The organism is Streptomyces sp. NPDC002265 (genome assembly GCF_040296125.1).
GTDB lineage: Bacteria > Actinomycetota > Actinomycetes > Streptomycetales > Streptomycetaceae > Streptomyces.
Map to the genome: position 1 here is coordinate 1 of NZ_JBEOWS010000230.1, position 15,627 is coordinate 15,627.

Genomic DNA, 15,627 nt, shown 5'->3' on the forward strand with positions numbered 1-15,627 from the left:
GCTCCGGCCTGCGTCCGCCCAGCTCGGCGTGGGGGGACCCCAGGGGGGCCGCCGGGGCCGGTGGGGCGACGACGGCGAACCGGCCGTCGACGTGCCGCTGCCACCGCGCCCGCCGCTCACCCGCGGGAGCGGAGCGGACGGTGAACTCCCGAACGCCGTTCTCGGCGGGCAGCACCCGCAGTTGCAGCCGTACCGGCCGGTCCGCGTCGAGGCGCAGCGGCTGCACGAACGTGACGTCGGCCAGCGTGACCTCGGCGCCGTCGCCGTCCTGGAGGCCGGCCGCGGCCTCCAGGGCCATGCCGAGCAGGGCTGCGCCGGGCAGCCAGACCTCGCCGCCGACCTGATGGTCGCCCAGATAGGCGAAGCGGCTGTCGTTCAGGTCGAGTTCGGTCTGGAAGAGGTGCCGGTCGGGTTCGTCGCCGACTTCGACATGGGTGCCGAGCAGGGGCGAGCCGCCGGTGGTGGCGGGTGCGGGGGCGAGCCAGTGGCGTTCGCGGGCGAAGGCGTACGTGGGCAGATCGGTCCGGCGGCCGGCGCCGTCCGGGAACAGCGCGGACCAGTCGGGCGTGTGTCCGGCGGTGTACAACTCCCCGGCCCTGCGCAGCAGTACGGCGTGTCCGTCCTGCTGGCGGCGGAGCGAGGCGACGCCCACCGCGTCGATCCCGGCCTCGGCGGCGACCGCCTCGAGGGCGGGCAGCAGGGAGGGGTGCGGGCTCAGTTCGACGAAGTAGCGGTAGCCGTCGTCCAGCAGGCGCCGGACGGTGTCCGCGAAGCGGACGGGACGGGCGAGGTTGGCGTACCAGTACGCGGGGTCGAGACGGTCGCCCGGCACGGGCTCGGCGAGCACCGTCGAGTAGAGGGGGGTGTGGTTGTGCGTGCCGCGGATGCCGCGCAGGCGGTCGAGGAGCTCGTCGCGCAGGGGGTCCATCAGTGGGGTGTGCGAGGCGAACGGCGTCGACAACGGCCGTGCGGCGATCCCTCGTTCGGCGAGGTCGCGGCGCAGGTCGGCCAGCGCTTCGCCGTCCCCGGAGACGGCGGTGGCGCGGGCGCTGTTGACCGCGGCGACGAACAACCGGTCCGGGTAGGGCGCGAGCAGGGCCTCGGCCTCGGCGGGCGGCAGGTCCACGGCGAGCATGCCGCCGCGGCCGACCAGCGGCACGACGGTCCGGGCACGCCCGGTCACGACGGTCACGGCGTCGTCCAGGGTGAGGGCGCCCGCGCTGTAGGCGGCGGCGATCTCGCCGAGGCTGTGGCCGAACACGGCGTCGGGGACGACGCCGAGCGCCCGCCAGGCGGCGGCGAGCGCGGCGTTGACCGCGAAGAGCACCGGTTGCAGGTATTCGGTGCGGTCGAGCGGGGAGAACTCCTCCGGCGCCCGCAGCACGTTGAGCACCGACCAGCCCTCCTGGCGGTGCACCGCCCGGTCGATCCGGGTCAGTTCGGCGCGGAAGGCCTCCGACTCGGCCAGCAGGTCCACGGCCATGCCGGGCCACTGGCCGCCGTGTCCGGCGAAGACGAAGGCGACCTTGCCGGTCGGGTCCTCGCGGGGCCCGGCGAGCGGCACCCGGCCCGCGGCCAGCGCGTCGAGATGGGCGCGGAGTTCGGCCCGGTCGCCCGCCACGATCGCCGTGCGCCGCTCGAAGTGGCCGCGGTGCCGGGCGAGGGTGTGGGCGACGTCCGGCAGGCGGGTGTCGTCGGTGAGATGCCGGGCCAGCCGCGCCGCCTGCCCGCGCAGCGCGCCCTCGCTCCGCCCGGACAGCACGAACAGCCGTTTGCCCGCGGCGGGTTCGGGCCAGGACGAGTACTCGGGCCGCGATGAAGGGTCGGGCCGGGACGAGGACTCGGACCGGGGCGGAGCTTCCTCGACGACGATGTGTGCGTTGGTGCCGCTGATCCCGAAGGCGCTGACACCGGCGCGCCGCGGCCGGCCGGTCGTGGCGGGCCAGTCCACGGGCCGCCGGAGCAGCTCGAGTCCGCTGCCCTCCCAGTCGACATGGCGGCTCGGGGTGTCCGCGTGCAGCGTGACGGGCAGCCGGCCATGGCGTAGCGACTGGACCACCTTGATGAGTCCGGCGACGCCGGAAGCGGCCTGTGCGTGGCCGATGTTGGACTTCAGCGAGCCCAGGTACAGCGGGCGGTCCGCGGGCCGCGTGCCGCCGAAGACCTCCGCGAGGGCGTTCGCCTCGATCGGGTCGCCCAGTGTGGTGCCGGTCCCGTGCGCCTCCACGTGGTCGATGTCGCCGGGTTCGAGTCCGGACAGTTCCAGGGCCCGCCGGATCACACGTTCCTGGGCGGGGCCGTTCGGCGCGGACAGCCCCTGGCTGCGGCCGTCCTGGTTGACGGCCGTGCCGCGCAGCACCGCGAGCACCTCGTCGCCGTCCCGGCGGGCGTCGGTCAGCCGCTTCAGTACGAGCAGACCGGCGCCCTCGGCCCAGATCGCGCCGTCGGCGTCGTCGGAGAAGGAACGGCAGCGGCCGGTGGCGGACAGGCCGCGCAGCCGGCTGAACTCGACGAAGGTCCCCGGGGTCACCATCAGCGTCACCCCGCCCGCGAGGGCGAGATCGCACTCGCCGGAGCGCAGCGCCTGGGCCGCCAGGTGGGTGGCGACCAGGGACGACGAGCAGGCGGTGTCCACGGTCAGCGCCGGGCCGTGCAGCCCGAGCGCGTAGGCGAGCCGGCCCGAGGCCACGCTCAGCGCCGACCCGGTGCCGACGTACCCGTCGAGCTGGTCGAGCCGGGAGCCGGACAGGTAGTCGCTGCCGAACATGCCGACGTACACACCGGTGGTGCTGCCCGCCAGGTCCGCGGGCACGATCCCGGCCCGCTCCAGGGCCTCCCACGCGGTCTCCAGGAGCAGGCGCTGCTGCGGGTCCATGGCGGCGGCCTCTTTCGGGGTGATGCCGAAGAACCCCGCGTCGAAGGAGCCGATGTCGTCGAGGAAGCCCCCCTCGCGGGCATAGGTCTTGCCCGCCGCGTCCGGATCGGGGTCGTACAGCGACGCCACGTCCCACCGGCCGGCCGGGAACGGACCGACGGCGTCGCGGCCGTCCGCGACCAGCCGCCAGAGGTCCTCCGGGTCGCCGACGCCGCCGGGCAGACGGCAGGCCATGGCCACCACCGCGATCGGCTCGTCGGCACCCGGAGCGGTTGTGGCACCGACCGGAGCCGCCGTGGCCGCCCGGCCGGGCCCGGTGCGGCGCGCGGCGCCGGTCTGCGTCGCGAGCGGACCGGCGAGCAGGTACGCGGTGAGGCGGTCCGGGGTGGGGTGATCGAAGAGCAGGGTGGCGGGAAGCCGGACGTCGAGACGGCCGGCGATGCGGTTGCGCAGCTCCACGGCGGTCACCGAGTCCATGCCGAGCTCGCGCAACGGCTGGTCGGGTCGGACGGATTCGGCCGAGCGCAGTCCGAGGGCGCGCGAGGCCTCCTCGCGGACCAGGGCGAGGACCCGGCCCGCCCGCTCGGTCTCGGGCAGCCGGGCCAGCCGCGCGGCCGGCCCCCCGGACCGCCCGGCGGTGGCGGGCGCGGACAGCAGGGACCGCCACAGCGGCCCGTCCGCCGCCGGGCCCGTGCGCAGCCGGGGCAGGTCCAGCGCCCAGGCGACGAGGTGCGGGGTGCCGCGCCGCAGGGCGAGCGCGGTGAGTCCGCGGCCCTGTTCGGGGGTGAGCGCGCGGTGGCCCGACCGGGCCATCCGCTCCAGGTCGGCGTGTTCGGCGGCCAGTCCCTCGCCGGACCAGGCGCCGTAGGAGACGGAGGTGGCGGGCAGGCCCAGCGCCCGCCGGTGGTGGGCGAGCTGGTCCAGGAAGACGTTGGCCGCCGCGTAGTTGCCCTGCCCGGCGTTGCCGACGACTCCGGCGGCCGAGGAGACCAGCAGGAACGTCGTGAGCGGCAGGCCGGCGGTCAGCCGGTGCAGGTGGGCGGCCCCGTCGGCCTTGGGACGCAGGACCCGGGCGAGCCGTTCGGGGGTCAGCTCGGCGACGATGCCGTCGTCCAGGACGCCCGCGCAGTGCACGACTCCACGCAGCGGCAGCTCCTCGCCGACACCGGCAAGCACGCCGGCGAGGGCGTCCGCGTCGGCGACGTCGCAGGCCACCACCTCGACCTCGGCGCCGAGCGCGGTGAGTTCGGCCGTGACGTCCGCGGCGCGCGGATCGTCCGGCCCCCGGCGTGAGGTCAACAGCAGCCGCGGGACGCCCTGTTCGGCGAGCAGCCGGGCGAGGTGGCGGCCGACGGCGCCCAGCCCGCCGGTGACGAGCACGGTGCCGTCGGCGGGCAGGCCGGCGGCCGGCTCCGTCGCGCGGGCCCGCACCAGCCGTGGGGCGAGCAGTTCGCCGTCGCGCAGGGCGAGTTCGGGCTCGCCGGGGTGCGCGAGGGCGGCGCCCAGCCGCTCGGCGGAGAGATCGTCGAGGTCGAGCAGGGTCAGCCCGAGGGCGGGGTGCTCGGCGCGGGCGCTGCGGGCCAGGCCCCACAGCACGGACTGGGCGAGCCCCGTCACGGGGTCCCCCTCGGCGGCCGCGACCGCGTTGCGCGTGACCCAGACGGTCCGGGCGGGCGCCTCGTCGGGAGCGAGCGCCGTCAGGGCGTGCAGTTCGGCGAGCGCGGAGGCCGCCAACTCCTGTGCCGCGGACGCCGGTTCCGACTCGCGCGCCGGGTGCGGCCAGATCCGTACGACGATGTCGGCATCCGGCCCGGCCATCGGGAAGCCCGCCGCGGCGAGGCCGTGCGCCATCGCCTCGACCGTGGGGTCCGACGGCTCGCCGAGGACGGTCCAGGTACCGGCGTCCGGCTGCGCCGTGGGCGCCGCCGTCCCCGGTCCGGCCGTCCCCGGTCCCGGCGTCGCGTCCACCTGCGTCCACGTCACCTCGTACAGGTGGCGGGCGTGCTCGGACACCGGGTCCAGGTCGGCCGGCGCCACCGCCCGCAGTCGTACGTTCTCCAGCCGTCCGGCCGGGAAGCCGTCGGTGTCCCACAGGGTCACCTCCAGCGTGCGGTCGGCCGCCGTGCCGCCGGTCCGCCGTACGCGGACGGTCAGCTCGGTCCCGCCGTCATCCGGCGGCAGCACGCAGCGGCCCACCGAGACCGGCAGCAGCACCCGGCCGTCGGCCGGGTCGAGCGCGGCGGCCACGTGCAGCGCCGCGTCGAGCAGCGCGGGGTGGACGGGATAGGGGTCGCTCACGTCCCGGGCCGCGGCGGGCAGCGACAGCCGGGCCAGCAGCTCGCCGTCGCCGGTCGTCACGGCCTCCCGGACGCCCCGGAAGGCGGGTCCGTAGCCCAGCCCCAGCCCGGCCAGCCGGTCGTAGGCGTCCGGGCTCCAGGCGGGTGCGGCGGCCTCCGGCCATACGGGCGGCCGCCCGTCCGCCGCCGCCGCCGCGTCGATCGAAACATCCGCCACGGTGGCCGTCGCGGTAGCGGTCGCGGTCGCGGTCGCGGTCGCGTGCAGGGTCCAGCCGACGGCGTCCCCGCCGCGGGTACGGCTGTGGACGGTGACCTCCGGTACCGGTCCTTCCGTGCCGACCTCGACGGACACCTCGACGGTACCGGCGGACGGCAGGGTGAGCGGGCTGACGACGAGCAGGTCGGCGAGGTCGGCCGGACGGTCGGGGCGGGCCGTGTGGAGCGCCGCGCGGCACAGCTCCAGCAGGGTCGTGCCGGACACCACGGTCCTGCCGTACACCGTGTGGTCGGTCAGCCAGTCGGCGGTGGCCGGGGACCACTCGTTGCGGAACGTCCAGCGGGTCTGGTCGGCCGACTGGAGCTGGATGCCCAGCAACGGGTGCGCGGCCCGGTCGAGGAGCCCGGAACCGCCGCCCGCGACGGACTCGGGCTCGATCCAGTACCGCTGCGGGTCCCAGGCGTAGGTGGGCAGTTCGGCCGGCCCGGTGCCGGGCACCAGCCGCCGCCAGTCGACCGGCCTTCCGTGGACGTGGAGTTCGGCCGTCGCCAGGTCCAGGCAGGCCGGTCCGTCCTCGTCCCGGCGCAGCGAGGCGACGGCGAGCAGGTCGTGGCCCGCCTCCTCACCGACCGTGCGCAGTGCGGTCGACAGGGCCGGGTGCGGGCCGAGTTCGACGAAGCAGCGGTAGCCGTCGGCCGCCATGCGCGCCACCGTGGGTCCGAAGCGGACGGGCGCGCGCAGGTTGGTGTACCAGTAGTCGGCCGCGAGTTCTCCGGTGACCGGTTCGCCGGTGACCGTGGAGTACCAGGTGACGGAGGTCGGGGTGGTGACGACTCCGTCGAGTTCGTCCAGGACGCTCGCGCGGACCGGCTCGACCGCGGCGCTGTGGGACGCGTAGTCGACGTCGAGGCGGCGGACGAAGACCTGCTCCCGGTCGAGGTCGGCCAGCAGCGCCTCCAGGGCCTCGACGGCACCGGAGACCACGGTGGAGCGACCGCTGTTGACGGCGGCGACCGAGACAGGGCCGTCGAGTCCGGCGAGACGGTCCTCCAGCTCGGTGTGCGGGAGGCCGACGACGGCCATGGTCCCGGAGCCGGACAGCCCGGTCAGGGCCTGGCTGCGCAGCGCGACCACGGCCGCCGCGTCGTTGAGGCTGAGCGCCCCGGCGACACAGGCCGCGGCGACCTCGCCCTGGCTGTGCCCGATCACGGCGTCCGGGCGGATGCCGCGGGCCCGCCACACCGCGGCCAGCGACACCATCACGGCGAAGAGCGCCGGCTGGACGACGTCGACGCGGTCCAGGCCGGGAGCGCCCGTGTCACCGCGCAGGACGGCCGCGACGGACCACCCGGTGAACGGGCGCAGGGCGCCGTCGCAGCGGTCGAGTTCGTCCGCGAACACCGGGTCCCGGGCCAGCAGGTCCCGGGCCATGCCGGTCCACTGGGCGCCCTGCCCGGGGAAGACGAAGGCCAGCTTGCCGGCGGGCCCGCTCTGCCGGGGCCCGACGGTCGGGCCGCCCTCGGTGCTGTGATCTCCCCGGTCGTCCTCGGCGGCCAGCGCGCGCAGCGCGGCCCGCAGCGTGTCGCGGTCACCGGCGCGGACGACGGCGCGTTGCTCGAAGTGGGTGCGGTGGTGCGCGAGCGTGGCGCTCACCGCCGGCAACGGCAGCCCGGGGCGGGCGTCCAGGGTCTTGAGGAGCCGGGCGGCCTGGCCGCGCAGGGCGGGAAGGGTGCGGGCGGAGAGAGGGAAGAGAAGATCCGCGGACACGGCGGCGGACGCGTCCGCCGGCAGCACGCCGGGCACCTCCGCAGACACCTCCGTCGGCGCCGCGCCGGACACCTCCGTCGGCACCACGTCAGGCACATCCGTCGCCACCGCGGCGGACGCATCCGGCAGCACCTTCGCGGACACCTCCGTCGCCACCGCGGCGGACGCATCCGTCGGCACCACGCCAGGCACATCCGTCGGCGCCACGTCGGACGCGTCCGTCAGCGCCTTCGCGGACACCTCCGTCGGCAGCACGTCAGGCGCATCCGTCGGCAGTTCCGTGGGTGCTGTCCGGGGTGCCTCCTCCAGGACCACGTGCGCGTTCGTGCCGCTGATGCCGAACGCGCTGACCCCGGCGCGTCGCACCCGGTCCGCGCGGTGCGGCCACTCCTCACCGGCCTGGTGCAGGCGCAGGCCGCCGCGCGCCCAGTCGACGTGCTCGGTCGGGGTCCCGGTGTGCGGGGACCCCGGGATCCGCTGGTGCCCGAGGGCCAGTACGGTCTTGATGACCCCGGCGATACCGGCCGCGGCCTGGGTGTGACCGATGACGGACTTCAGGGAGCCGACGCCGAGCGGCCGGTCCTGCGGACGGTCCGGTCCGAAGACCGCGGCCAGCGCGTTGCCCTCGACGGGGTCGCCCAGCCGCGTTCCGGTGCCGTGGGCCTCGACGTGGTCGATGTCCTCGGGGCGGAGCCCGGCGGTGTGCAGGGCGGCGCGCAGCACCCGTTCCTGGGCGAGGCCGCTCGGGGCGCTGAGCCCCTGGCTGCGCCCGTCCTGGTTGATCGCGGAGCCCCGGATCACGGCGAGCACCCGGTCGCCGTCCCGGTCTGCGTCCGCGAGCCGCTTGAGCAGCACCAGGCCGCAGCCCTCGGCCCACACCACGCCGTCCGCGTCGGCCGAGAAGGGCCGGCACCGCCCGGACGGCGACAGCCCGCGCAGTCGGCTGAACTCGACGTGCCCGCGCGGGGTCACCAGCAGGCTCGCGCCGCCCGCGAGGGCCAGGTCGCACTCGCCGCCCGCCAGCGCCCGGGACGCGAGATGCAGGGCGACGAGGGAGGAGGAGCAGGCGGTGTCGACGGTGACGGCGGGGCCCTGGAGGCCGAGGGTGTAGGCCAGGCGCCCGGAGGCGACGCTGGACGCGGAGCCGGTGCCCACGTGCCCGTCGAGCTGTCCGAGGGACGCGGCGGACAGGTAGCCGCTGTCGTAGAGGCCGACGTAGACGCCGGTGTTGCTGCCGTTCAGGCTGTCGGGGAGGATGCCCGCGCGCTCGATCACCTCCCAGCCGGTCGCCAGGAGCAGCCGCTGCTGGGGGTCCATGGCCGCGGCCTCGCGCGGGGAGATGCCGAAGAAGGACGCGTCGAAGCGGTCGATGGAGTCGAGGAACCCGCCGCGCAGGGTGTAGGCCCGGCCGACGGCCTCCGGGTCGGGGTCGAGGAGCTGCCGGGTGTCCCAACGGCCTGCGGGCACTTCGGTGATGGCGTCCTCGCCCGAGGTCAGCACCCGCCACAGGGCCTCGGGGTCGTCGGCTTGGCCGGGGTAGTGACAGGCCATGGAGATGACGGCGATGTCGTCGTGGGCCGGTGCGGGCCGCCGCGCGGACGACTGGGCGGCCGGCTGGGCTCCCCCGGGCTCCGGGTCGGTGAGCAGCGCGTCGGCCAGGGCCGCGACGGTGGGGTGGTTGAACAGGTAGGACGGCTCCAGCGGCCGGCCGACGTACTCCGCGAGCTCGACGGTCAGGGCGACCAACTGACGCGACCCCAGGCCGAATTCGGCGATCGGCCGGTGCGGGTCGACGGTCAGCGGGTCGAGTCCGGCCGCCTCGGCGACGGCCGTCGCCAGCCAGGCCCGTATGTCCTCGGCGGTCGTCGGGGACGGCTCGGGGTTCCGCTTCGGGGACTCGTTCGCAGGCATCGGGAAAAGGTGTCCTCAGGAGCTGGGGTTCAGGCGGAATGCCGTGCCTGCCGGGCACGGCCGTACGGCGGCTGCGGGCGGGCACGGGCGACGGGGCGGGGTCGGACGGGCGGCGGTGCGGGCGTGGGCAGCCGTGTCCTGCCGGGTCCGCGCCAAGTACCGGGCGGGACGCGGGAGTCGGACCGTCGGCACGGACGGGCGGGCCCGTGACGGACGTACCCCCGCGGGCACGACAAGGCGTGCCCGCCGCGGGCGCGCCCTGCCGCCGGGACCGGCGCCCCACCCGTCATCGGCGTCGAACCCGTGGCAGCGGCAAGGGCAAGGGCACCCACGATCGTCGTCGTACCGTCGGCGGACTCGCGCCGCCCGCGGGAGGGAGCGTGCCCGCGCCCGGTGTCATCCCGTGGCGGACGCACCCACCGTCGAGAGGGTGCCGTCGCTGTACGCGGCCCGGCAGGCGCGGCGCTGGATCTTGCCGCTGGAGGTCTTGGGGATGGTGCCGGGGTGGACGAGGACGACGTCGTGCACGGCCAGTCCGTGGGCGTCGCCGATCGCGGCGCGCACCAGATCGGTGATCTTCTCGGCCTCGTCGGCGGCCTCGGGGTCCACCTCGGCCACCAGGACCGGCAGTTCGCCCTCCACCCCGGCGTCGACGGAGAACGCGGCGGTGCAGCCGGGCCGCAGCGCGGGGTGGCACATCTCGGCGGCGAGTTCCAGGTCCTGCGGGTAGTGGTTGCGCCCGTCGACGACCATCAGGTCCTTCAGCCGGCCGGTGACGAACAGCTCGCCGGAGCGCAGGAATCCGAGGTCGCCGGTGCGCAGGAAGCGGCCCTCGTGTCCGGCCAGGGTGGCGCGGAAGGTCTGCCGGGTGGCGAGGGCGTTGCGCCAGTAGCCCTTGGCGACGCTCGCGCCGCTCACCCAGATCTCGCCGACCTCGCCCTCGGGGAGTTCGACGCCCTGCTCGGGGTCGGCGACGACGAGAGTGACGCCGGGTCCTGGCCGTCCGCAGCCGATCGCGGCCGCGTCCGCCGCGCCGGTGTGCGCTCCCGCGTCGGCCGGCTCCAGCAGGACCGGCGGGGTGTCCACCGAGCCGCCGGTGACCATCACGGTGGACTCGGCCAGGCCGTAGCACGGGTAGAAGGCCTCGCGGCGGAAGCCCGCGGGGGCGAACGTGCCGGTGAAGCGGCGCAGGGTGGCGGCGCGGACCGGTTCGGCGCCGTTGAAGGCGACCTTCCAGGAGCTGAGGTCGAGGCTGTCGACGAGTTCGGGGGTGGCGTGCTTGAGGCACAGCTCGTAGGCGAAGTTGGGGCCGCCGCTGGTGTGCGGGCGGAACCGGCTGATCGCGGTCAGCCAGCGCTCGGGCCGCTGGAGGAAGTGCAGCGGTGAGAAGAGCGTGGTGGTCAGGCCGAGGTGGACGGTGTTCAGGACCGGTCCGATCAGGCCCATGTCGTGGTACGTGGGCAGCCAGCTCAGGACCAGTTCACCGTCGTACTCCTCGATGGTCTCCGGGGTGTGGCCCATCCGTTCGGTGATGACCCGTTCGTTGTCGAGCAGGTTCCCGTGGGTCACGACCACGCCCTTGGGGGCGGAGGTGGAACCGGAGGTGTACTGGAGGAAGGCGACCGAGTCGTCGGTGAGGTCCGGTGCACGCCAGCCGTCCGCCGCGTCGTCGGGTATGTCCTCGGTGACAACCCGTATGACGTCGCTCAGTTCGGGCAGGTGACGCATCATCTCGTCGAGTGCGGCGACGACTTCGCGCCCGCCGAGGACGACCGCGGGTTCGGCGTCGGCGATCAGCCGTCGCATCCGGGTCAGGGCACGGTGGTTGTGGGCCCGTCCCTGCGGGGGCACACCCGGTACGGCGATGACACCGGCCGAGAGGCAGCCCAGGTATCCGGAGATGAACTCAAGGCCGGGCGGGTAGAGCAGCAGGGCGCGGGACCCGGCCAGGCCGCGGTCCTGGAGCCAGGCGGCGACGGCCCGGGAGCGACGGGCGAGCCGGGCGTAGGTGATCTCCTCTAATGCTCCGTCACAGTCACCGGTGACGAGGTAGCGGTAGGCGACGCGGTCCGGCTGTTGCGAGGCGTGCGTGGTCAGGACGTCAACCAGGGAAGCCATATGACGAGTTTCACCTGTCCGAATCTGAGAGAAAGGGAACTGGAGTTCGAAATTCAGGTCCCGCTGGTGCGCAGAATCCGCCGACGAACCGGCCCCCTTGCCGGATCGCGCGCACCGAGGACCTCTGCCCGGGAAACCGCGGCACCGCAGCCGCCCACTCCCGGCGTCCCCCGCTCGGCGTGCTACCAACGGGTAGACCATAGCAAGTCCGTTCGGCCGACAGGACGGACTCACGTAAACCCTGGATGTCCGACAAGGGGTCGATGACCAGGACTGATTGCGCATTAAACCGATACCGACCGGTCGGGCAGTGCCCGGCGTCCGGTGTCAGAAGTCCACCGGGTCCCGCACGATCGGGCACGTCATGCAGTGTCCGCCGCCCCTGCCGCGCCCCAGTTCCGCACCGACGATGGTGACCACCTCGATACCGGCCTTGCGCAGCAGCGTGTTGGTCTGGGTGTTGCGGTCGTACGTGAACACCACCCCCGGTTCCAGGGCGACCGCGTTGTTGCCGCTGTCCCACTGCTGACGCTCGGAGGCGTAGGCGTCGCCACCGGTCTCCACGACCCGCAGCTCGGGCAGGCCGAGAGCCTCCGCGACCACGTCCACGAAGGGCGTCGAGCCCTCGTCGGTGATCTCGATGCCGGTGGACGCCTTGTCCGAGGGTCGCAGGGAGAAGGTGTGCACGGCCTCCATGATGGCCGGATACAGCGTCACCAGATCACGGTCGGCGAAGGTGAACACGGTGTCGAGGTGCATCGCGGCGCGCAGTCTCGGCAGGCCGGCGACCACCACCCGCTCGGCGGCGCCCTGTTCGAACAGGGCCGTGGCGACCTGGGACACCGCCTGGCGCGAGGTGCGTTCGCTCATCCCCATCAGCACCACGCCGTTGCCCACCGGCATGATGTCGCCGCCCTCGAACGTCGCCTGCCCCCAGTCGCGTTCGGGGTCGCCCCACCAGACGGTGGACCCCACGTACTCGGGATGGAACAGGTAGATCGCCTTCATCAGCAGGGTCTCGCCGTGCCGGGCCGGCCAGTACAGCGGGTTGAGCGTGAGACCGCCGTACAGCCAGCACGTGGTGTCCCGGGTGTAGAGGGTGTTGGGCAGCGGTGGCATCAGGTACTCGCGCACCCCGGTCGACTCCCGCGCGAGGGCGAGGTAGCCGGTGCGGTACTCCTCCGGCAGATCGGTGGTGGCCAGGCCGCCGACCAGGAAGGCGGCGAGCCCGGACGGGTCGAGGGTCTCCAGGTAGGCGCGGGTTCCCTCGATGAGGCCCAGCCCGACCTCGTTGGCGGTGATCTTCCGATCGAGGAGCCAGTCGCGGGCCTCGGGGATCGCCATGGTCTGCGCGAGCAGGTCGTGCAGCTCCACCACCTCGACACCGCGTTCGCGCATCTTGTCGACGAAGTCCGCATGGTCGCGCTGGGCGTTCTCCACCCACATCACGTCGTCGAAGAGCAGATCGTCGGAGTTGGTGGGGGTGAGCCTGCGGTGGGCGAGTCCGGGGGCGCAGACGAGCACCTTGCGCAGCTTGCCGACCTCGGAGTGGACGCCGTACGCGGGGCGGGTGTCTTGACCGGTCATGGTGCACCTTCCGGGGTCACAGGCTGATCCAACCGAGGGCCAGGGCGACGATCCCGACGACCGCGCCGACCACCGACACGGCGAGGACGACGAGTTCACGGCCCGAGAACAACCGCCGGCCCTGCTCCCTGCGGGCCATCACGAACAGGGCGGTGGCGGGGGCGTAGACGATGAACGAGAACAGCAGGAACCGGGGGCCGGCCGCGTAGAGGAGGAACGCGGTGTAGACGGTGGCCAGCAAGGCGACGAACAGGTCCCGGTGGCCGCGCCCGCCCGCGCCGCGCACCACCGCCGCCGCGCCCGTCCCGTCCGTCGGTCCGCGGCCGGCATCGCCCGCCGGCCCACCGGGTCCGTCCCCTGGCCGCTCGCCGTCGCGGCCACCGGGTCCGGTCGGGGGTCCGGTCCCGCCGCGGGCGCCCGGTCCGCTCGCCGCCGCGGCGAGCGCCCGGTCCCGGCGCCCGGCGAGCGCGACCTGTACCGCGAAGGCGGCGGCCAGCAGGAACGGGATCAGCGTCAGCGCGCTGGTGAGGTCCAGCGCGAAGTCGAACGCGTCGTCCGAGAACAGGGTGACGATCAGGAAGACCTGGCTCAGCAGGGTGGACATCACCAGCGCGGGCACCGGCACGTCGGCCGCGGTGGAGCTTTTCAGGAACCGCGGCATGTCGTCGTCCTTGGCCGCCACGAACAGCACCTCGGCGGCCATCAGGGTCCAGGCGAGATAGGCACCGAGGACGGACACGATCAGCCCGACACTGACGAAGACCTTGCCCCAGGTGCCCACGGCGTACTCCAGGACGCCCGCCATGGAGGGCTGACGGAGCCGGTCGATCTCACCCATCGGCAGCAGGCCGTACGACACGATCGTCACCGACGCGAAGATCGCGAAGACGCTGAGGAAGCCGAGGACGGTGGCACGGCCGACGTCCTCCCGGCGGCGGGCGTGCCGGGAGTAGACGCTGGCGCCCTCGACCCCGAGGAACACGAAGACCGTGATCAGCATGGTGCCCTTGACCTGGTGGAAGAGCGATCCGGCGTAGTCGGCGCCGGCGAAGTTGTCGGCGAAGACCTGCGGGTCGAGGTAGAACAGCGCGAGCAGGACGAAGACGATGATCGGCACGACCTTGGCGACGGTGACGATCCGGTTGACGGCCGCCGCCTCCTTCACCCCTCGTCTGATCAGCAGGAAGAACAGCCACAGGCCCACCGAGGACAGGGCCACGGCGAGCACCGTGTCGCCGTCGCCGAGGGCGGGGACGACGGCACCGGCCGTCGACATGATCAGCACCCAGTACGTCACGTTGCCGACGCAGGCGCTGGCCCAGTAGCCGAACGCCGAGAAGAAGCCCAGGTACTCGCCGAAGCCCGCCTTGGCGTACGCGTACACACCGGCGTCGAGGTCCGGGCGGCGCACCGCGAGCGTCTGGAAGACGAACGCCAGCATCAGCATGCCGGTACCGGCGACGGCCCACGCGATCAGCGCGCCGGCCACGCCCGTGTGCGCGGCGAAGCGGCTCGGAAGGGAGAAGACGCCCGCGCCGACCATGGATCCGACGACCATGGTGGTGAGGGTCGGCAGGCTCAGTTTCGCGACAGCCACGCGAGTGACACTAATAGTGAAATACCGGAAACAACCGAATGAACTGCCCCAAATGCCTGATGGAGGAATCAGTCCTATCGTTCTGGTATGGAGCACGCACTCAGTCCAACGACCCTAGCCGAGCTGCGGCGGCCGCGCCCGTACCCGGCCGTGTCCGTGCTGACCCCCACGCACCGCCGCGAGCCCGACAACGCGCAGGATCCGGTCCGGCTGCGCAATGCGGTGGCCGAGGCCAAGCGGCAACTGGAGTCCGATCCCGCGGTCACCCGGTCGGGACGCAGCGCAGTCGTCGACCAGTTGGACCGCGCGCTGGCCGAGATCGACCTCGCGCACGCCGAGGACGGTCTGGTGATCTTCGCCGCCCCCGGCGAGCATCAGGTGTGGTCGCTGGCCCGTCCGGTTCCGGAGCGGGTCGTACTCTCGGACACCTTCCTGACCCGCAACCTGGTCTCCGCACAGGCCGCCGAACGGCCGTTCTGGGTGCTGTCGGTCTCCGCCGACCGCGTCACGCTCTGGAACGGCGGCGCCGACCGGGTGACCGAGGAGCGCATCGAGGACTTCCCGATGGCCCGGGGGCCCGAGAACTTCGACGCCGAGCGCCAGCAGCGCATCGGCGACCAGCCCAGCACCTTCCGCGACGAGGGGACCCGCCACTTCCTGCGCGAGGCCGACACCGCCATGTCCCGGATCCTGCGTCACAGCCCGCGGGCCCTGTACATCACCGGCGAACCGGCGGCGCTGTCCATGCTGGCCGAGGTGGGCGGGGCCACCAGCAGGAACGCGGTGCACATCCCGCACGGAGGACTCGCGAGCGGCTCCCCGGAAGCGGTGTGGCAGGCCGTACGGCCGGTCATCGCCGCCGAGGCCCGCAGGAACGTGGAGTCGGTCCGCCGGGAGCTCGAATCCGCCCGTGGGCGCAAGGAGTTCGCGGCCGGGGTGGACGAGATCTGGCAGAACGCCCGTCAGGCGCGGATCCGGCTGCTGGCCGTCGAGGAGAACTACCGGATCACGGTCCGCGACGACGGCGACCATCTGATCCCCGCCATGAGCGGCGACCTGGACGCCCGCGAGGACATCGTCGACGAGATCGTCGAACAGTGTCTGGAGACGGGCGCGGACGTCCGCTTCGTCCCGGACGGCATGCTGGGCGACGCCCAGGGCATCGCGGCGGTGCTGCGCTACTGACCGCCCGCGCGGGCGGCCCGCCCGCGCGCTCTCCCGTCCCCTTGACGACCATGAAACGCTGGTCGCCGAGGAC

5 protein-coding genes are annotated in these 15,627 nt (G+C 73.9%); 1 reads left to right on the forward strand and 4 read right to left on the reverse strand.

Translation table 11 applies throughout. The features are described from left to right. From ABT085_RS31355 to ABT085_RS31370, 4 genes are all read right to left on the reverse strand, one after another. A partial coding sequence (locus tag ABT085_RS31355; RefSeq protein WP_351615413.1) for an SDR family NAD(P)-dependent oxidoreductase occupies positions 1-9,067 on the reverse strand: 9,067 nt, incomplete at its 3' end. 396 nt (positions 9,068-9,463) lie between these two features. Then, positions 9,464-11,185, reverse strand: a complete 1,722-nt coding sequence (locus ABT085_RS31360) for a fatty acyl-AMP ligase (RefSeq protein ID WP_351615416.1) — start codon at positions 11,183-11,185, stop codon at positions 9,464-9,466. Positions 11,186-11,512: 327 nt separating this feature from the next. Further along, positions 11,513-12,772 (reverse strand): arginine deiminase, encoded by a 1,260-nt coding sequence (locus ABT085_RS31365; RefSeq protein WP_351615419.1) that lies wholly within the window; start codon positions 12,770-12,772, stop codon positions 11,513-11,515. A 16-nt stretch (positions 12,773-12,788) separates the two neighbouring features. Then, entirely contained in the window at positions 12,789-14,369 is a 1,581-nt protein-coding gene (locus ABT085_RS31370) for a basic amino acid/polyamine antiporter (RefSeq protein ID WP_351615421.1), read from the reverse strand. A gap of 87 nt (positions 14,370-14,456) precedes the next feature. Between ABT085_RS31370 and ABT085_RS31375 the strand changes: the two genes are divergently transcribed. Beyond that, positions 14,457-15,554, forward strand: coding sequence for a baeRF3 domain-containing protein (locus ABT085_RS31375; RefSeq protein ID WP_351615424.1), 1,098 nt, complete (start codon positions 14,457-14,459; stop codon positions 15,552-15,554). Positions 15,555-15,627: the final 73 nt, after the last annotated feature.

Excerpts from the sequence above, each read along its gene's own strand:
- ABT085_RS31360 (WP_351615416.1), bottom strand. The coding sequence starts at position 11,185 with ATGGCTTCCCTGGTTGACGTCCTGACCACGCACGCCTCGCAACAGCCG.
- ABT085_RS31365 (WP_351615419.1), bottom strand. The coding sequence starts at position 12,772 with ATGACCGGTCAAGACACCCGCCCCGCGTACGGCGTCCACTCCGAGGTC.
- ABT085_RS31375 (WP_351615424.1), top strand. The coding sequence starts at position 14,457 with ATGGAGCACGCACTCAGTCCAACGACCCTAGCCGAGCTGCGGCGGCCG.